Genomic DNA, 18,186 nt, shown 5'->3' with positions numbered 1-18,186 from the left:
CGGCATTGGTGTGCTCGAAGGCGGCCGCGCGTTCGCCCATGGTCAGCGTTGTCCTGATCCTTGAAACCATCGTATCCATCTCTGTGATTGCTTCCCCAATACATGGGACTCGTTGAGCGCCTCATCAACATATTGCGCCTGTACGGTAGCGGACCGACACGACACGAAGGCACGCGGGACATCGCAGTTCGCGGAGAAATCCCCATATCAGCCAGGGTGAAATCCGGCTCGTTGCTGTTTGCTCAGTCTGGACAGATGGGGAACATCTTTCGATGTCGGTTGTTCTGTCAATGTGCGCCGCTTTCCGCGGGGCAGGAGATTTAGATGCGTAAACGCGTAGCCATTATTGGATCGGGTCCGACAGCCATATTCGCACTGCAGGACCTTGTGAAATGCAGCGCCTCTCTGGATATTGCAATTTTCGAGCGAACCGACGTCGCCGGCAAGGGAACACCCTACCAGCGGGGCATCAACGACCTCGCGATGCTGTCGAATATACCGAGCATCGAGGTTCCGGCTCTGCCGGTGATGCTCCACGACTGGCTGGCACTCCAGTCCGACGAGTACCTGAACGAGATTGGTGTTGCTCGCTCGGAAATCACAGACCGTGCATTCTATCCGCGTGTCGTGGTTGGCGATTATTTCAGATCTCAGTTCGACGCGATCATAGACGCATCGCGGGCCTCCAGGCATACGGTCGACGTGTTTGAGAACGCATCCGTCGACGACGTTCAGCCTGTCGGTGATCAGTTCAAATTGTGCCTGAGCCCTGAAAACGGCGGCGCAGAGGCGCTGTTCGATTACGTCGTCATTGCGACAGGACATAGCTTTCCGTCCGAACCTGAGACGTCGCCCGGCTTCTTTGAGGCGCCATGGCCCGCGACCGCATTGCAGAGCATCCCGAGCGGCAAGATCGGAATTTTGGGGACTTCGCTGAGTGCGATCGATGCCGTCATGACGGTCGCAACCAAGTTCGGTGAATTCACCAAAAGCAAGGGTGGCGAACTTAAGTACTCCGTCAACGCGGACGGCCAGGCTCTTGATATCGTGATGATGTCGCGCAAGGGTCTTCTTCCCGAAGCCGATTTCTATTTTCCGATCCCCTATCTTGCGCCGAAGATCTGCACGCAGCAGGCGGTCGATGACCGCATCGCGCTTGGCAGCAGCGGACTGCTCGATGACATTTTCGAGCTGTTTCGCCAGGAACTTGCTGTTGCCGATCCGGACTATTCCAAGGCCATCGGTCTAGACGGCTTGACTGTCGACACGTTCGCCGTTGCGTATTGCGGGGTTCGCGACAAGGAAGACCCGTTCGAATGGGCGGCGTCTAACCTTGCCGAAGCCAAGCGGAACTATGCCCAGAAGCACACCGTTCCGTGGCGCTACGCTATTCTTATTACCCATGAGATCATCGAGACGGCGGTCGGCTTTATGAACGCCGACGACCTTGGCCGGTTCAACCGGAACTTCAAGAGCATTTTCGCCGACGACTATGCGACCGTTCCGCACCTGTCGATCGAGCGACTACTTGCGCTTCATCGGAGCGGTTGTCTTGGTATCGTCGCCCTTGGCGATGACTCGGAGATCGTGAAAGAAGGTTTGGAACGGGGCGCTACTGTCGGAATCGCCGGTACGACCATGCGCTTCGATACGTTTATCGACGCCACGGGCCAGAAAACTCTGTCGGCGACCGACCTGCCATTCCCATCCCTCATAGAACGAGGGCTGATATCCGAGGCAAAGACGATGACAGCCATTGGCAATCACCGCCGTACGGGCGGGATTGACGTGGACGACCAGTGCCGACCGCTGATCGCGGGCGTGCGACCGGTGAGGCGACTGTACGTCCCGGCTGTCTCATATCTTCTGCACAAACGTCCGTTCATTCAGGGCATCACAAGTGCTGCCGAACTCGGACAGATCGTTGCAGCCTCCATCATTGCCGAGGTGACAAGACCGGTCCGCAGCCGCCGCGTCAGGTCATCCGCCCGCGCACAGGCGCCGGGTGAGATCGCAGCGTAGGATCTGCGTGCTAGTGAGCGTTGGGCGACTGAAGTGATAATCCCGCCTCTCGAGGCGGGATTTCTTTTTCAATGCCTGCTCACCTAGACCATACGCGGTTCTCGCTGACGGTGTGGGGTTTTTGATTATGCCAACTGAAACCACTCTAGCTAGGCGGCAGCGGAGAGGCACGCTTACAACCTTGAGCAATGACGTACTGTGGCATCATAACAGCACGATCGCGCCGACCGGCGTCAGCGTGGCCGGCAATCTCTCGGCTGTGACCCGGACCTGCGGATGACGAGCAGCAGGGCTCCCCTAAGATGCGTGTCGGACGAGAAACCTTCAGGACTGACCGAAGGGGAACGCAACGAAGCCTCTGTCTCATTCCTGAGAGCAGAGGCTTGTTTCTTGAGATGGAAGTCGGCTGGTCGAAGAAAACCAGGCCCTCAAACGCTGAGCTTATTCTCTGCTTCAGCCGGCTGTGGCGTTTCGAATGGCATCGATGACTGTCGCGAGAACGTTTTGACCTTCGTCGGTAATCTCCGCTCTTTTTCCGTCGATACGGATGAGGCCGCCGTCTTCGAGTTCTGCCTGGCCCTTCGAGCTTGCGTGATGACCAGCACCATCGTCCAGAACGACTTCCTTTACGGGGTCACCGCTGAGGAGTTGATGATAGGCCGCAAACACCAGGATGGAACGCGCATCGTCTGAAAGTTTCATAGGGATCTACCGTTTTGCTTGAGGATGAAGGGATGGTGCCCCTTCCAATCACACTGTCGATGTTGGGTCGTCTGCGGGGACCTTGCCATCCGGGGTCAGCTCATCGACCGCGCGGGGAAGATCCTTGCTCAGCCGCGAAAGTATCTCATCTCGCGACAGTCCTGTTTTCGCTGCCAGTTCATCGAGAACTTCGGGTCCGATCGCTTCGGCAAGCTGATCCCCATCTATATCCTCGTTGGATCCGGGCTTGACCCAAGATTCGGCCTTCTGACCATATCCGTTCTGCTGGAAGGTTTTCAGGAGGTCACCCAGACCACCACTCAAGACACCTCCTGACGCAAGTCCTCCCAGAATTCCGCCAAGGCCGCCTGCTTCCTTGCCGCCCGTAAGCTTGCCGAGCAGATCCTCAAGGCCACTTGTCTGCCGGGGATTGGTCTCCGGAGCGGTGTTCGCTCCAGCCGGTTGGGTCTTGTTCACGCCCCTTAGGAGCTCTGCGATTTTGTCCCTGTTCTGAAATCCAGCAACGGCGAGTACGCCGAGCAGTGCTTTCAATTGACCGCTTGCCATGGTGTTCTCCTCGATTTCGCAGCCATAGCCGGGATGGCGTTAAGGCTTCATGCAAAGCAAACGACCAGTCGGCGGCGAGGTTCCTGCACGGGAACCCGTTGGCCGAACATTTGCTGCGGGGAGAGGGTTCGGGGCGGGTCTGAATAACTCCTAAGGTGAGTTGATGCGGCCGCCAATCCACTGCCGTAGCCCAAAAAAACGAAAACCCCGCCATTGCTGGCGGGGTCTCTCATTTACGCACCGGTGATGATGTTAGCGGCAAACCCGGCGTGGGCCCGAGTTTGGCTGGTAGGTATTGTCCGAAGCGCGATACGAGCGGTAACGCGCTGCGCAGCTGCTGCTGCCGTTGCGGTTCTGCGAAGCGATCGCACCACCGATGAGGGCACCTGCAGCCAAGCCGCCGATGATGGCGCCGGTGTTGCTGCGACGACGGTTGTCGTAGCGACGGTCATGGCGGCGGTGGTTGCTGTAACGGTTGCGGCGATCATAGCGGTCACGACGATCATAGCGATTGTTGTATCGACGCTCGCCACGGGGGACGTAACGGCGGTTGTCGTTGCGGTACTGGACCTGCTGGACGTCAGCCGCCGGTGCAGCCGCGGTAATCGCTGCCTTCGGCATGGCCTGCGCGGGCACGTATCCGGTAAACGCGGTCATGATCGAAATGATTATAATTGCGAGCTTTTTCATCTGTCTCTTTCATTGTTGTAAAACGGAGATAGGGCGAATCTCCCGTATGGGTAGAGCGCTGGTTGAACTTGTGAACACGTCCACGACACAAGCGTTTGCGCAAACACCGGTGTCAGAGTTCGACCGCAGCTGGTGGTCCGCGGAAGGCATCGAGTCGGTCTGGGGCCTGGAGCCTCACGGGCGCTCCCGATCGCGCTGACTCGTAGATTGCTTCCATCACAACATGATCCTGCACGCCTTCCTCGCCGGGCGTTCGTGGCTTGCGGTCCTCGATGATGCAGGTCGCCATGTGGTCGATCTCGGCCGCAAACTGGTTGTTGAGCGCGATCTCGACCTTTTTCTGCACGGATTTTTCGCCGTCCAGTTCGGTGACAGTCAGGCTCTGGCCGTCGTATTTGTAGGCGTTCGCCATATCCACCGTGGCCTTTTCGAAATTGAGCCGCTGATGCTTGTCGTCTCGCGCGCCATAGCTGGTGAAGCAGTTGGCGATGAAATTGGATGGGAAGCGCAAGGTGAACGAGACCGTTTCCTCGACCTCGGCATAGCGCGGGTCACCTTCGGGGCTGTATTGCGTCGCCATGACTTCGACCGGTTCCTCACCTGTGAGGAAGCGTGCGGTGTTCAGGCAGTAAAGCCCAATGTCAGGCAGTGATCCGCCACCGGCAAGAGCCTTCTTGTGCCGCCATTGCTCGGCACCGTTTTCGGCAACCGTCTGAACGTTGATCGCGGACATGCCGACAAGGCGGCCATAGGCTTTGCTGCGGACTTTTTCGGCGAGGTAGAGGTTGGCGGCTTCGTACTGGATGCGGTAGGCCACCATCAGCTTGACGTTCTGCTCTTCGCAAACCTTGACCATTTCCTGCCCGTCCGCCGAGCTGATCGACATTGGCTTCTCGCAAAGGACATGCTTGCCTGCCCGCGCTGCCCGTTCGACATATTCGCGATGCATGCTGTTGGGCAGAACGATGTAGACGGCCTTGATGTCCGGATTGGCCTTGATGGCGTCGAAGCTCTCGTAATCGTAACAGGCATCCTCGGTGATTCCGTATTGCCGCGCGACCGCCGATAGCTTCTCCGGCGTTCCGGACACGAGCGCCACGAGTTTCGATTTTTTCGTTTCGCCAAAGGCGGGTAGTATTTCTTCGAGGCTGAGACGACCGAGAGCTACGACCGCAAAGCCGACCCTATCTTCCAGAGGAAGCGGCGCTGACGGGTTTCCGCTCGGGGTCTCATCGGGCCCGCGCCATTCCGGGAACTTGACCTTGCCGTCCTCGACCATGCCGGTGTCCACCTGCGTCGGTGCGGGGTAGCTCTGAGCGCCGGCAACCGTCGTGGACAACACCACCCCCGTTGCGCCCGCGGCTCCAAGTTTCAGAAGATTGCGTCTGTTGAAAGCGCTTGCCTGATCCATGCCGGTCTCCAAATTGCTCGCCGCCTCACAAACAACGCCGTTTCGCGGATGTTCCTTTGCATTCCGCGTTTGCTGGATGCGGAATATGGCTTGGGTATGCGGGTACGGTGTAAGTAATCGGCCGGGCGGGCATGCCAAGTCGTCGCGACGCCGACCCTTCTCGCAACTTGCCTCTATTTCCCTTCCAAGAATTGCTGGTTGCACCGAGAAGCCTATATCCCCGTAAGGACCTCATGGAAGGAGCTATGCGTGATCCCGAAAAAAGCACCGCCCGTTACTCTCGTCATCTTCGGCGCCACCGGCGACCTGACGCGTCGCCTGCTCATTCCGGCGATCATCAATCTGACACGCAGCGGCCTGGTCGGAGACGATCTCGCTATCCTCGGTGTCGGGATCGATGAAGGCGACGACGAATTTCTGCGCGGTCGGCTCGATGAGTTCCTCACCCATCTCAGCCCAGACGGCGAAGAGCCGACCCGCAAAGACGACGCCTGGTTCAGTCTGCGATCCCGCATTTCCTATATGAGCGGCGATTTCACCAGGGACGATATCTATAAGGCGATTGAAACGCGGCTTGGATCGACGGCGAATGCTGCTTTCTACCTCGCCGTCCCGCCCGTTCTGTTCGGACCGATCGTCGAGAAGCTGGCAGTGCATGGCCTGATGCAGGAAACCGAGACATGCTTCCGGCGCGTCGCGATCGAGAAACCCTTCGGGACCGATCTTGCCTCGGCGAAGGCTCTCAATGCCCGTATATTGTCGAATGTCGAGGAAACCCAGGTCTACCGGCTGGATCATTTTCTCGGCAAGGAGACTGTGCAGAACCTGATGACGGCCCGTTTTGCCAACATGATCATCGAGGGCCTGTGGAGCAACACCTATATCGACCACGTTCAGATCACGGCGGCGGAGGTTGTCGATGTCGGCAGTCGCGGCAAATTCTACGATGCGACAGGCGCTCTCCGCGACATGGTTCCGAACCACCTGTTCCAGTTGCTGGCCATGATCGCGATGGAACCCCCGAACAGTTTCGATGCCGAGGCTATTAGAAACGAGAAGGGCAAGGTGCTGAAAGCGCTGCGTGTCTATTCGGCTGAAGAGGCTGCCGCAAACAGCGTGCGCGGCGCCTATGGTTCGGGCGATCTCGGCGGCAAGTCGTTGTCAGCCTACGGGGACACCAAGGATGTCGCGCCCGACAGTCGGACCGAAACCTATGTGGCCCTCAAGCTTTATGCCGACACATGGCGCTGGGCCGGTGTACCGTTCTACTTGAGGACGGGAAAGGCTTTGACCGCCCGCGACACGGAAATCGTCATCACGTTCAACAAGGTCCCATTTGCCCAGTTTCGCGAAACGGACGTGACGCGTCGTCTGCCGCCCAACCGGCTCGTCATCCAGGTTCAGCCGGATGAAGGGATGAGCATGGAAATCTCGATCAAACGCCCCGGCCAATCCGTCGAGACGGTGCCGGTGACGCTGGATTTCCGCTATTCCGACAGGTTCGACATCGGCAACACGACGGGCTACGAATCCCTGATCTACGACCTGTTCATCGGCGATCAGGCGCTGTTTCAACGCGCCGACAGCATCGAAGCCGGATGGGCTGCCGTCCAGCCTTTCCTGGACGCCTGGGTAGAAGACGGCTCGGTTCCAGAACCCTACGCCCCCGGCAGCATGGGCCCAGCCTCGGCCGATGACCTTATCCGCAAAGACGGTCGTGAGTGGCATGAACTCGGGGTGGTGCTGCATCAGAGGAAGTGAAGCGGTGATTTTGTGTGAAGACCGTCGGTGTCTAGAAGCCCGACTGGTTTTTGTTTTCCACAGGTCTTCGAAATTTTTCGAAGTTATCAAATGCCGTGCGCGATGAACCCATCCTGTTGATACGATGAGTGGCGGGTAGCGGCCGAGGCAGCCACAACGGGACCAATTCCGTTAGTGCTCGCAGTTGAAGGACAGCTTCTCACGAGACTTACGAGGTAAAACTATTCCGCTTTGGAATGGGCCATCACCAATTTTCATTGGACGTGTCTGTCTCTCCGCGACATCATGATTAAATCTTATACATGCATAAATTTTATGCATATCGGACGTTGTCGTGGTGCTTATCGAAATGCCTCAAAGCCAACAGCCCCTTACCTATCTCGTGCAAGCTGACGAAATGCATGTCCTGCATGTCGAGGAATTCGGGAGCAAAGACGGTGTTCCGGTCGTCATCCTGCATGGAGGGCCAGGTGCCGGCATCTCGCCACAGCAGATCAAGACATTCGATGCCTCTGCGTTCCGCATCATCACTTTCGATCAGCGGGGCGCAGGGAAATCTACCCCTCATGCCGAGCTTACCGGAAACACGACCGATGCGCTCATCGAAGATATTGAGGGTGTCCGCACGGCGCTCGGTATCGAACGGTGGGTGGTCGCCGGCGGTTCCTGGGGCAGCTGCCTGGCACTTGCCTATGGACAGGCGTATCCGCAACGGTGCCTCGGCTTTCGCCTGCACGGAATTTTCCTGGCCGGCCCGGACGATATCGACTGGTGGTTTAACGGTGTCCGCTCGATCTTTCCCGAGGAATGGGAGGAGTTCGCGGACTTCATTCCGGAAAACGAACGCGGTGACCTGCTATCGGCATACCACCGCCGCCTGACGAGCGGAAACCCGCAGGTGGAAGCCGCCGCCGCACTGAGCCTCCGCGGCTTTTCAGCGAAGACGCAGACGTTCCTGCCGGATCCTGCCCATGTCGCCGCCCTAATGGATCCCAAGGCGGCCCTCGCCGTCGCCCGCATCTTCACCCACTACTGCGTCAACGGTGCGTTTCTGAAGCCGGGGCAGCTGCTCGTCGATATCGACCGCATCCGGCATCTTCCCTGCCAGATCGTGCATGGCCGCTATGACACGGTGACGCCGATGCTTTCAGCGTGGCGGCTGCATCGAGCCTGGCCCGAAGCCGGCTTCACCATCGTTACGGAAGCCAACCACCAGTCGACCAAAGGCCCGCTCTTCGACGAGCTCAAGGCCGCCTCCGAGAGGCTGTCGCACCAGCTGGCCGACAACCGAGACCTCAATCTGGAGCATAACCATCGATGACGAGAACGATCGACGCATCCGCGATCCTGCCATTCATCGGGATCGGCTCCGTCAAATCGCCGGCGGTATCACCTGATGGGCAGTGGCTTGCATACCTATCGGACGCCACCGGGTTTCACCAGATCTGGATCCGTCCATTTGCGGGAGGGCAGGCACGTCAGCTGACTGAAATGCCGGAACCCATCGGGGCTTTTGCCTTCAACCCGAAGGGACCGCAAATCCTCTTCACAATGGATTGTGGCGGCGATGAGCGTCATCAGCTCTGGCTGCTCACGGACCTGACGGCAGAGCCTGTTGCGCTGACATCCGCCACGACCGTGGTGCATCTTTGGGGAGCCTGGTCGCCTGAGGGAACGCGTATTGCGTATACTTCCAACGCTCGTTCACCCTATGACATGGACGTCCACGTCACCGACATCGCGAGCCGCGAAACGAAGGTTGTCCATGTCGGCAGTGGCATGCGAGAAGTTCTTGCGTTTATGCCTGACGGACAGTCGCTCCTGCTGCGCGAATCCCTGCGCTCCGGCAACGACCAGGACATTTATCGTCTCGATATCGCCACCGGCTCTCTTGCGCCGCTGATGCCGCATGACGGCAAGGCTCGCTATCTTGCCGCCCGGCTTTTCAAGGATGGCACCGGTGGACTGACAATCAGCGATCAGAATCGCGACTTCATGGCCATCTCGAGGTTTTCGGCCGAAGGCGGCGAGACCACGCCTGTGCTGGAGTTCTCAGGCTGCGATATCGAGGCGATGGCGCTGTCTCCCGGTCAGGACCGCATCGCTTTCCTAGTCAACGAGGATGGCTGGAGCCGGATCGGCATCGCAGATCGCGATGGTGGCAATTCAATCCGTTTCGACCACCAACCCAGCGGCGTCATTACCTCTGTCGCCTTTACGCCAGATGGTCAGTCGCTCGTCTTCCCCCTGGAAAGTGCGTCGAAGCCCTCATCTCTCTGGAAGGTCGACCTCGCGACTGGCCAGTTCGAACAACTCGTCGCGCCACATACGAACGGCTTCGATGGCGGCGACTTTGTCGAACCGGTTGTCGAGCGCTTTGAAAGCTTCGATGGTCGCTTGATCCCGGCATGCGTCTACGTTCCGGCATCGCCGCCTCCGTTGCTGGGATACCCCGTGCTGTTCATCGTGCATGGCGGCCCGGAAATGCAGTGGCGTCCGGATTTTCGCGCCGACGTGCAGTTCTTGCTGAGCCAGGGCGTCATGGTCGTTGCGCCAAACGTTCGCGGCAGCACCGGTTATGGCCGCTCCTTCCATCAACTCGACGATCGCGAAAACCGGATGGATACCGTGTCCGATCTGCGGGCGATCAGGCTGGCGATCGGTGCCCGTGACGACGTCGATGACGATCGCATCGGCGTGTTCGGCCGCTCCTATGGCGGGTTCATGGTCCTTTCGGCGTTGACGGAAGATCCGGACCTCTGGTCGCTCGGCGTGGATTTTTACGGCGTCGGAAACTTCCTCACCCATCTGCGCGCAACCGGCCCCTGGGGACGGCAGCAGCGGGTTGCCGAGTATGGTGATCCGGCTGTCATGCGCGAAGCACTGGAGCGGTTCTCGCCGATCAACCGCATCGACCGCATGAAGGCACCCTTACTGATCGTCCATGCCAACCGCGATCCGCGCGTCCCGATGGGCCAAAGCGAAGACGTCTATTCCTGCCTGAGCGGCCTCGGACATGACTGCGACTATCGGCGGATCGACCATGAAGGGCATGGTTTCGCCCGGCTGGAGAACCGCCGCACCGTGTTTTCCGCGTTTGCCCGTTTTCTACAAAAACACCTTTAACAGCAGCCTTCTTGGAGAGTTTTGATATGCAGAACAGCGAGCCGATCTGGGATCTCGTCGACGAACACAAGGCGGAATTCGAAGCGCTCAGCGACCGCGTCTGGGGAATGCCTGAAATCGCCTATACCGAATATGCGTCTGTTGCCGAGCACGCAGCCATGCTGCGCGAGCAGGGATTTCGGGTCACCGAGAATGTCGCTGGCATTCCGACGGCCGTGATGGGCGAAGCGGGCGAGGGTGGACCGATCATCGCCATCCTCGGCGAATACGATGCGCTTCCGGGCCTCAGCCAGGAGGCAGGGATTGCCGAGCCGAAACCACTGCCGGGCAACGGTCACGGCCATGGCTGCGGTCACAACCTCCTCGGTTCGGCCGCCATGCTTGCCGCGACGGCGATCAAGGATTGGCTGGAGAAATCCGGCACCCCGGGCCGTGTGCGTTATTACGGCTGCCCGGCTGAAGAAGGTGGTGCGGCAAAGTCCTTCATGGCACGCGAAGGTGCTTTTGATGGCGTCGACGCGGCGATTACTTGGCACCCGAATGCTTTCACCGAAGTCGCCCGCGCGCAGTCGCTTGCCAATACGCGCATGGATTTCCGCTTTACCGGCCGCGCCTCGCACGCCGCCGCAGCACCTCACCTCGGCCGATCGGCGCTCGATGCCGTCGAACTGATGAATGTCGGCGTCAACTACCTGCGCGAACACGTGCCGGAATCCAGCCGTATCCACTATGCCATGCTCGATTCCGGCGGCATCGCGCCGAACGTCGTGCAGGCGAAGTCAGCCGTGCGTTACGCCATCCGGTCCCGTGACCTCAAGGGCATGCTCGACCTCAACGAACGCGTGAAGCGCGTGGCACATGGTGCGGCGATGATGACCGACACGACGGTCGAAATCTCCATCATGAGCGCGGTCTCCAATCTGCTCGGCAACCGGCCGCTGGAAGAGGCGATGCAGCGCATTCTCGAACGGCTTGGCCCTGTGCCTTTCGACGCCGCCGACAAGGCGTTTGCCGCTGAAATCCAGGCGACGTTGAGCGACGAGGATATCGACAACGCCTATCTGCGCACCGGCCTGCCTCGCCGCGAGGACACGCCGCTATGCGATTTCATCGTGCCGCTCGATGTTCATGGCGAGCCGATGATCGGTTCTACCGATGTCGGCGATGTCAGCTGGATCATGCCGACCGTCCAGGCCCATACGGCGACGATTGCCATCGGCACGCCGGGTCATTCCTGGCAGGTGACGGCGCAGGGCAAGATGCCGGCCGCCCACAAGGGCATGACCCATGCCGCCAAGATGATGGCCGGCACGGCGATCGAACTTCTGGAGGACGCGGAACTGCTGGCAGCCGCCAAGGCCGATCATCAGGCGCGCCTGGGAAAGACGGCATACGTCTGCCCGATCCCGGAAGACGTCAATCCGCCTCTTCAGCCACGCCCGAAAGAGGCTGCCTGAGATCCAACTGCCGGGGGCGGAAAAGCCCTCGGCCTCAAATCAGCGTTCAAGATTCGAAAAACAAGGGGAACTGAAAGCATGATGACGAAACACTTTGCCAAACATAAGAAGGCGATTGCCGCCGCCACTGCCGCCGCATTGCTCACCTCGATTGCTCTGCCTGGCCACGCTGCGACGCCGGCTTCGGCACTTGTCATGGCCTGGAATGTCGATGCGATCAGCACGTTCGATCCGGCTCAGGTCGGCGAGGTCGTCACCAACGAGCTCCTGCAGAACACGTGTGACTCCCTCGTCGACTTCGACCCCAAGGATGAATCCAAGGTCGTACCGCTGCTTGCGAAAAGCTGGGACGTGTCCGAAGATCGCAAGCAGATCACCTTCCACCTCAATGAAGGCATGAAGTTCCCGAGCGGCGAAGCCGCCACAGCCAAGGAACTCGCCTGGTCGATGCAGCGCGTCGTGATGCTGGGTTACGGCAACGCCGCGACGCTGACGGAATACGGTTTCACCAAGGACACGGTGAAGGACCGGATCGTCGCCAAGGATGACAACACGCTGGTCCTGACGCTCGACAACCCCTATCCGACCAACCTCATCCTGCAGGCGATCGGCGCGAACCGCGTTTCGGCGCTGCTGGATCAGGCGACGCTCACCAAGAACGAAGTCAACGGCGATTTCGGCAACAAGTATCTTGCCACCAATACCGCCTGCGTCGGGCCTTACAAACTCGTGCAATGGAATGCCGGTGAATCCATCGTACTCCAGGCCAACGACGATTATTACGGCAAGGCGGCCAAGCTCAAGCGCGTGCTCATTCGCCACGTCGCCGAGCCGGGCACCCAGCGCCTGCTTCTCCAGAAGGGTGACGTCGATATCGCCCGCGACCTGTCGCCGGACGATCTGGCCGATCTCGACGGCAAGCCCGGCCTGAAGGTCGAACGTGTCCTGAAGCCGCAGCTGTTTTTCTGGACTTTCAATGCGCTCGATCCGGTTTTCAAGGACGAGAAGGTGCGCCTCGCGATGCGGTACCTGATCGACTATGACGGCCTTGGCAAGTCGGTGATGAAATATCTCGGCGTGCCGCGTGCAAGCTTTGCACAGCTCGGCGCCACCGGTGCGCTCGATGCCGAACAAGGCCAGCCCTTCAAGCTCGATATCGAAAAGGCCAAGGCGCTTCTGACTGAAGCCGGCTATCCCAATGGCTTCGAGGCAAACGTGCTGATCGGCACGCTGCCGCACTCGGCGCCGATCGCGCAGAGCATCCAGCAGAACGCCTCCAAGGTCGGGGTTAAACTGAACCTTGAGCGCATGGCCAATTCTCAGTTGTTTGCCCGTATTCGTAGCCGCGAATTCCAGACTGGAATGCTCGCCTGGCAGACCAGTGTACCGGATGCGCACGGCAACGCCTCGCGCCTGATCTACAATCCGGACAACCGCCCGGAAGCCAAGCTGACGCAGATTCCGGCCTGGCGCTCAGCCTACCAGAACGAAGACTTCAACAAGCGGATCAAGGAGGCGCTTCTCGAAGGCGATCCGGAAAAGCGCAACCAGATCTACTACCAGCTGCAGAAGGACACGATGCAGCAGGGGCCGTCGGCGATCATGTTCCAGATGTATAACATCCTCGGCATCAGCGATAAGGTTCAGAACTGGACCTGGAACGGTTTCCGCGTCTACTACGATATGGCCTCCAAGTAAGGCGGGCCACCATGGCGGACATCACCCACTCGGTTCCCCGCAGCGATGCGGGGAACGGTACGAAGTCAAATCCGGTCCTCGTCGTCCTGAGTATTCTTGGTAAGACGCTGCTGCCGGTCTTCGTTACCCTTTTCGGCCTCGCGGCGCTCACATTTTTCATCGGCAGAATGCTACCGATCGATCCGGTTGCCTCCATCCTCGGCGATAACGCCACACAGGAGGCCTATGAAAAGATGTCGGCAGCGCTCGGCATGGATAAACCGCTCTGGTACCAGTTCGGTGTCTATCTCAAGGGCATCGTGGTTCTCGATTTCGGCGACGCACTGACGACGGGCAAGCCTGTGATCGACGATATCGCTCGCGTCTTCCCGGCAACGATCGAGCTTGCAACTCTCTCGATCATTATTGGGACCGGACTTGGGATTCCGGCTGGCGTTCTGTCTGCCATGTACCGTAATTCCTGGCTCGACAACGTCATCCGCTTCACGGGCCTGATCGGTTATTCGGCCCCGAATTTCTGGCTCGGCCTTATGGGATTGGTACTGTTTTACGCCACGCTCGGCTGGATCGGCGGGCCGGGACGCATCGATTTCATTTACGAATTCGATATCGAGCCGATAACGGGCTTCTACCTGATCGACACGGCGCTCGCTGGCAATTGGGAAGTGTTTCGCAATGCCTTCGGCCACATCATCCTGCCGGCTTCGATCCTCGGCTTTGGCGCGCTTGCCTATATCAGCCGCATGACGCGCAGCTTCATGATCGAGCAGCTGAGCCAGGAATATATCGTCACCGCGCGTGTCAAAGGCCTGTCCTGGGCGAGTACCGTCTGGATCCACGCCTTCCGCAACGTCGCGGTTCAGGTGATGACCGTCGTTGCGCTCTCCTACGCCTTCCTGCTCGAAGGCGCGGTGCTGACGGAGACGGTGTTCGCCTGGCCGGGCTTCGGCCGCTACCTCACCAACGCACTTCTCGTCGGTGATATGAATGCCGTGGTTGGCTGCTCGCTTCTCGTCGGTGTCATCTTCGTGACGCTCAACCTGATCTGCGATCTTCTTTATCGCGTCTTCGACCCCAGAACCCGCTGAGGCCGCCATGACTGACAAAGCCATCACCCCTTCGACCGCGCTGCCCGCCAATGCCCGAACGGGACTTGGCGCCTGGCTGCGCGCGCCGGTTCCGACCTCGCCCTCGCATGCCCGCATGCAGCAACTGTGGCTGCAATGGCGGCGGTTGCGCGCCAACGGTTCTGCCCTGTTCGGATTGTGCGTTATCGTCTTCCTGTTGATCGCGGCGACGTTTGCGCCGCTTCTCGCGACACACGACATCTACGATCAGAACCTCGCAGCACGCTTGCTCGCTCCATCCGCCGAGCACTGGCTGGGAACCGACGAACTCGGCCGAGACGTCTACAGCCGGCTTTTGTTCGGTGCCCGCATCACGCTTTACATCGCGCTTCTGACTACTGTCATCGTCGCACCGATCGGGCTTATTGTCGGCACCACCGCGGGCTATCTCGGCGGCTGGGTCGATACGGTCCTGATGCGCATCGTCGATGTGTTTCTCGCTTTCCCCAACCTCATCCTCGCGCTTGCCTTTGTCGCAGCGCTTGGTCCTGGCATCGAGAATGCGATCATTGCCATTTCGCTTGCCTCATGGCCGCCGATCGCCCGCCTTGCCCGTGCCGAAACCCTCACTGTTCGGCACTCGGATTATATCGCCGCCGTCCGCCTTCAGGGCGCGTCCAGTCTTCGCATCATCTTCAGCCATATCATGCCGATGTGCATTCCCTCCGTCGTGGTGCGCGTTACCCTCAATATGGCGGCGATCATCCTGACGGCGGCGGGCCTCGGCTTCCTCGGTCTCGGTGCTCAGCCACCGAGCCCCGAATGGGGCACGATGCTGTCGTCGGGCCGCGAGTTCGTGATGACCAGCTGGTGGATCGCTGCCATTCCCGGCACCGCCATCCTCATCACCAGCCTTGCCTTCAACCTGTTGGGCGATGGCCTGCGCGACGTATTGGATCCCCGCAATGGATAAGCCGCTGATCGACGTCAAGGATCTGACGATCCGCTTCGAGACCCCGCAACGCAGCTTCGATGCGGTGCGCGGGCTGTCCTTCACCATCGGCCGTGAAAAGGTCGGCATCGTCGGCGAGTCCGGATCCGGCAAGTCGCAGACCGGCCGTGCCCTTCTGAAGCTGACGCCGAAAGTCGCAAAGATCACCGCCAGTCATATGCGCTTCAAGGATACCGATCTGCTTGCAGCCAGCGAAAGGGACATGCGAAAGATCCGTGGCAACCGCATTTCGATGATCCTGCAGGACCCGAAATATTCGCTGAACCCGTTGATGCGCATCGGCCAGCAGATCGTCGAAGCCTATCGCCTTCATCACAATTCGCCGAGAGCGGAAGCGAAGGCCAAGGCGCTTGCCATGCTCGAATCCGTGCAGATCCGGGATCCGGAACGCGTCTTCAAGCTCTATCCGCATGAAGTGTCCGGCGGCATGGGCCAGCGCGTCATGATTGCCATGATGCTGATCCCCGAGCCGGATCTGATCATCGCCGACGAACCGACCTCCGCCCTCGACGTGACGGTCCGCCGCCAGGTGTTGACCATTCTCGATGAACTGGTAACGCGCCGCGGCACCGGCCTGATGTTCATCAGCCACGACCTCAATCTCGTGGCGGATTTCTGCGATCGGGTTCTGGTCATGTATGCCGGTCGCATCATGGAAGACCTGCCGGCGAAGGATTTGCACAAGGCGCAGCACCCCTACACGCAGGCGCTTCTTAAAAGCCTTCCGCGGCTCGATGTCGAGGCCGACGAACTGACGGTGCCGGTGCGAGACCCTGACTGGCTCGATGGTCCTGTTTATCGCAACGGAGTTCTGGCATGATCGCAGCAAGACCCCTTATCGAGGCGATCGGTCTCTCCATCAGCTTCGGCCCGCACCATGCCCGCACCCGCGTTGTCGACGACGTTTCGTTCCGGATCGCAAAAGGCGAAGCCTATGGCCTGATCGGTGAATCCGGTTGCGGCAAGTCGACCGTTCTGAGGGCATTGTCGGGCCTCAACAGCGAGTACCATGGCGCTTTGACGCTTGCCGATCGCGAGCTGCCGAAGAAGCGCAGCAAGGATTTCTTCCGCCGCGCGCAAATGGTGTTTCAGGATCCCTATGGCTCGCTTCATCCGCGCAAGATCGTCGAAAAGGTTTTGTCGGAACCGTTGCGCATCCACGGCTTCGATCGACATTCTGAACGCATCGCTGAGACGCTCGACGCCGTCGGCCTTGGTGCGTCCTTCCGGTATCGTTATCCACACGAGCTATCGGGTGGCCAGCGCCAGCGTGTAGCGATCGCGCGGGCGCTGATCGTTGAACCGGAAATCCTGCTGCTCGACGAACCGACCTCCGCACTCGACGTCTCGGTGCAGGCGGAAATCCTCAATCTCCTGAAGCGTCTGCGGAGAGAGCGAAACCTTACCTATCTGATGGTCAGCCACGACCTCGCCGTCATCGCTCATATCTGCGAGCGGGCCGGCATGATGTACAAGGGGCGTATTCTCGAGGAGCTGACATCGCAGCAGATCCGACAGTCCGAAGCGAAGGAAGACTATACGCGGGAGTTTCTTCAGGCGAGTGTCGAGGCCGTTGCCTGCTCGCCGGAGGTGGCGGCATGATCGCTGCTTCATCCGTTGCCAATCCCGGAAAGGATTGGGAATTGCACGGGAGCGAGACCGAGGCGGGATTTGATGGCGATGGGCTCGATACTTTGCGTGCGTTTGTGGCGACCCAGCCGACCGACATGCTTCTCGTCGTCAGGCAAGGAAAGGTGGCGCTGTCGCTTGGCGAGCCAGACCGCAAATTTCTCTGCCATTCGATGCGCAAGAGCTTTCTCGCAGCCCTGATCGGCTTTGAGGTCGAGGAGGGGCGGATCGATCTTTCTGCGACGCTCGAACATCTCGGCATCAACGATCGCGAAGGGCTGAGCGACATAGAAAGGCAGGCAACGGTCTATGACCTCCTGACGGCACGCTCCGGCATCTATCACCCTGCCGGATACGAGACGCCCTGGATGCGGCGCATCAAGGAACCTCGCCACTCGCACGCGCCGGGCACGTTCTGGTGCTACAACAATTGGGATTTCAACGCCCTCGGCACGATCTTCGAGACGTTGACGGGCGAAACCGTGCATCAGGCATTCGCGCGACGGATCGCTGGACCGATCGGCATGCAGGATTTCACCCATGCAGGCGATGAGCGGGATGGCTGGCGCGAGAGCTTCGATATCAGCGAGCACCGGGCCTATCCGTTTCGCATGTCGAGCAGAGATCTCGCACGCTTCGGGCAGCTGTTTCTGCAGCGGGGCCTCTGGAGCGGTACCTCGGTTCTGCCCTCCGGTTGGGCACAGCAATGCGTTATGCCCTATTCGCATGCCGGCACGCATGGTGGTTATGGCTATATGTGGTGGCTGGAGCGGGAAGGCGTCTTCCTGCCGAGCGTTGTGACGCCGAGAGGGAGTTATGCGGCAATGGGTGCCGGCGGGCATTATTGCATCGTCATCCCGGCACTCGACATGGTGGTCGTCCATCGCGTCGACACCGAAATCCAAGGGCGTGAGGTCACGCGTTTCGGCATGGGGAAATTGTTGCGTTTGCTCCTCGCGGCCATGAACGATACGTCCTGATATCCTCCCCACACCGCCCCAAGATACCTCGTCCTGAAACGCGCTCCTCGGCGCGGCAAGGACT

At 59.6% G+C, this 18,186-nt stretch carries 15 protein-coding genes; 11 read left to right on the top strand and 4 right to left on the bottom strand.

What is annotated here, in order from left to right:
* Positions 1-324 precede the first annotated feature (324 nt).
* The gene (locus ASF70_RS05695; RefSeq protein ID WP_082471787.1) at positions 325-2,022 is read left to right on the top strand and encodes an FAD/NAD(P)-binding protein; all 1,698 of its coding nucleotides are present in this window, start codon (positions 325-327) and stop codon (positions 2,020-2,022) included.
* Positions 2,023-2,475: 453 nt separating this feature from the next.
* Here ASF70_RS05695 and ASF70_RS05690 read toward each other — a convergent pair whose 3' ends face one another.
* From ASF70_RS05690 to ASF70_RS05675, 4 genes are all read right to left on the bottom strand, one after another.
* A complete protein-coding gene (locus tag ASF70_RS05690; protein ID WP_062578146.1) occupies positions 2,476-2,724 on the bottom strand; it encodes a hypothetical protein in 249 nt (82 codons plus the stop codon).
* Between the two features lie 48 nt (positions 2,725-2,772).
* Entirely contained in the window at positions 2,773-3,291 is a 519-nt protein-coding gene (locus ASF70_RS05685; RefSeq protein WP_062578144.1) for a YidB family protein, read from the bottom strand.
* 252 nt (positions 3,292-3,543) lie between these two features.
* A complete protein-coding gene (locus ASF70_RS05680; RefSeq protein WP_062578142.1) occupies positions 3,544-3,981 on the bottom strand; it encodes a BA14K family protein in 438 nt (145 codons plus the stop codon).
* A gap of 112 nt (positions 3,982-4,093) precedes the next feature.
* A complete protein-coding gene (locus ASF70_RS05675) occupies positions 4,094-5,392 on the bottom strand; it encodes a Gfo/Idh/MocA family oxidoreductase (RefSeq protein ID WP_062578140.1) in 1,299 nt (432 codons plus the stop codon).
* 249 nt (positions 5,393-5,641) lie between these two features.
* Here ASF70_RS05675 and zwf point away from each other — a divergent pair, with 249 nt between their 5' ends.
* From zwf to ASF70_RS05625, 10 genes are all read left to right on the top strand, one after another.
* A complete protein-coding gene (gene zwf, locus ASF70_RS05670; RefSeq protein WP_062578138.1) occupies positions 5,642-7,153 on the top strand; it encodes a glucose-6-phosphate dehydrogenase in 1,512 nt (503 codons plus the stop codon).
* Positions 7,154-7,502: 349 nt separating this feature from the next.
* Positions 7,503-8,474 carry a prolyl aminopeptidase gene (pip, locus tag ASF70_RS05665; RefSeq protein WP_062578434.1) on the top strand — a complete coding sequence of 324 codons (972 nt, stop codon included), beginning with the start codon at positions 7,503-7,505 and terminating at the stop codon, positions 8,472-8,474.
* On the top strand, positions 8,471-10,279 hold the full coding sequence (locus ASF70_RS05660; protein ID WP_062578136.1) for a S9 family peptidase: 1,809 nt from the start codon (positions 8,471-8,473) through the stop codon (positions 10,277-10,279). Before pip ends, ASF70_RS05660 begins: the two co-directional genes overlap by 4 nt.
* Positions 10,280-10,305: 26 nt before the next feature.
* Entirely contained in the window at positions 10,306-11,736 is a 1,431-nt protein-coding gene (locus ASF70_RS05655) for a M20 family metallopeptidase (protein ID WP_062578133.1), read from the top strand.
* 78 nt (positions 11,737-11,814) lie between these two features.
* Complete coding sequence (locus tag ASF70_RS05650) at positions 11,815-13,434, top strand: ABC transporter substrate-binding protein (RefSeq protein WP_082471786.1); 1,620 nt, start codon at positions 11,815-11,817, stop codon at positions 13,432-13,434.
* 11 nt (positions 13,435-13,445) lie between these two features.
* Entirely contained in the window at positions 13,446-14,522 is a 1,077-nt protein-coding gene (locus ASF70_RS05645) for an ABC transporter permease (protein ID WP_156461774.1), read from the top strand.
* A gap of 7 nt (positions 14,523-14,529) precedes the next feature.
* On the top strand, positions 14,530-15,474 hold the full coding sequence (gene nikC / locus ASF70_RS05640; RefSeq protein ID WP_062578132.1) for a nickel transporter permease: 945 nt from the start codon (positions 14,530-14,532) through the stop codon (positions 15,472-15,474).
* Positions 15,467-16,333, top strand: a complete 867-nt coding sequence (locus tag ASF70_RS05635; protein ID WP_062578130.1) for an ABC transporter ATP-binding protein — start codon at positions 15,467-15,469, stop codon at positions 16,331-16,333. Before nikC ends, ASF70_RS05635 begins: the two co-directional genes overlap by 8 nt.
* Positions 16,330-17,115 carry an ABC transporter ATP-binding protein gene (locus ASF70_RS05630; protein WP_062578128.1) on the top strand — a complete coding sequence of 262 codons (786 nt, stop codon included), beginning with the start codon at positions 16,330-16,332 and terminating at the stop codon, positions 17,113-17,115. The genes ASF70_RS05635 and ASF70_RS05630 overlap by 4 nt, the downstream gene beginning before the upstream one ends.
* Entirely contained in the window at positions 17,112-18,122 is a 1,011-nt protein-coding gene (locus ASF70_RS05625; RefSeq protein WP_062578126.1) for a serine hydrolase domain-containing protein, read from the top strand. The genes ASF70_RS05630 and ASF70_RS05625 overlap by 4 nt, the downstream gene beginning before the upstream one ends.
* Positions 18,123-18,186 lie beyond the last annotated feature (64 nt).

It is taken from the genome of Rhizobium sp. Leaf321, assembly GCF_001423215.1.
Classification (GTDB): domain Bacteria; phylum Pseudomonadota; class Alphaproteobacteria; order Rhizobiales; family Rhizobiaceae; genus Neorhizobium; species Neorhizobium soli.
Note: the sequence above shows the minus strand (reverse complement) of the source record. Positions and strands in the feature narration are given on the sequence as shown.

Excerpts from the sequence above, each read along its gene's own strand:
- ASF70_RS05695 (WP_082471787.1), top strand. The coding sequence starts at position 325 with ATGCGTAAACGCGTAGCCATTATTGGATCGGGTCCGACAGCCATATTC.
- ASF70_RS05690 (WP_062578146.1), bottom strand. The coding sequence starts at position 2,724 with ATGAAACTTTCAGACGATGCGCGTTCCATCCTGGTGTTTGCGGCCTAT.
- ASF70_RS05685 (WP_062578144.1), bottom strand. The coding sequence starts at position 3,291 with ATGGCAAGCGGTCAATTGAAAGCACTGCTCGGCGTACTCGCCGTTGCT.
- ASF70_RS05680 (WP_062578142.1), bottom strand. The coding sequence starts at position 3,981 with ATGAAAAAGCTCGCAATTATAATCATTTCGATCATGACCGCGTTTACC.
- ASF70_RS05675 (WP_062578140.1), bottom strand. The coding sequence starts at position 5,392 with ATGGATCAGGCAAGCGCTTTCAACAGACGCAATCTTCTGAAACTTGGA.
- pip (WP_062578434.1), top strand. The coding sequence starts at position 7,503 with ATGCCTCAAAGCCAACAGCCCCTTACCTATCTCGTGCAAGCTGACGAA.
- ASF70_RS05660 (WP_062578136.1), top strand. The coding sequence starts at position 8,471 with ATGACGAGAACGATCGACGCATCCGCGATCCTGCCATTCATCGGGATC.
- ASF70_RS05655 (WP_062578133.1), top strand. The coding sequence starts at position 10,306 with ATGCAGAACAGCGAGCCGATCTGGGATCTCGTCGACGAACACAAGGCG.
- ASF70_RS05650 (WP_082471786.1), top strand. The coding sequence starts at position 11,815 with ATGATGACGAAACACTTTGCCAAACATAAGAAGGCGATTGCCGCCGCC.
- ASF70_RS05645 (WP_156461774.1), top strand. The coding sequence starts at position 13,446 with ATGGCGGACATCACCCACTCGGTTCCCCGCAGCGATGCGGGGAACGGT.
- nikC (WP_062578132.1), top strand. The coding sequence starts at position 14,530 with ATGACTGACAAAGCCATCACCCCTTCGACCGCGCTGCCCGCCAATGCC.
- ASF70_RS05635 (WP_062578130.1), top strand. The coding sequence starts at position 15,467 with ATGGATAAGCCGCTGATCGACGTCAAGGATCTGACGATCCGCTTCGAG.
- ASF70_RS05630 (WP_062578128.1), top strand. The coding sequence starts at position 16,330 with ATGATCGCAGCAAGACCCCTTATCGAGGCGATCGGTCTCTCCATCAGC.
- ASF70_RS05625 (WP_062578126.1), top strand. The coding sequence starts at position 17,112 with ATGATCGCTGCTTCATCCGTTGCCAATCCCGGAAAGGATTGGGAATTG.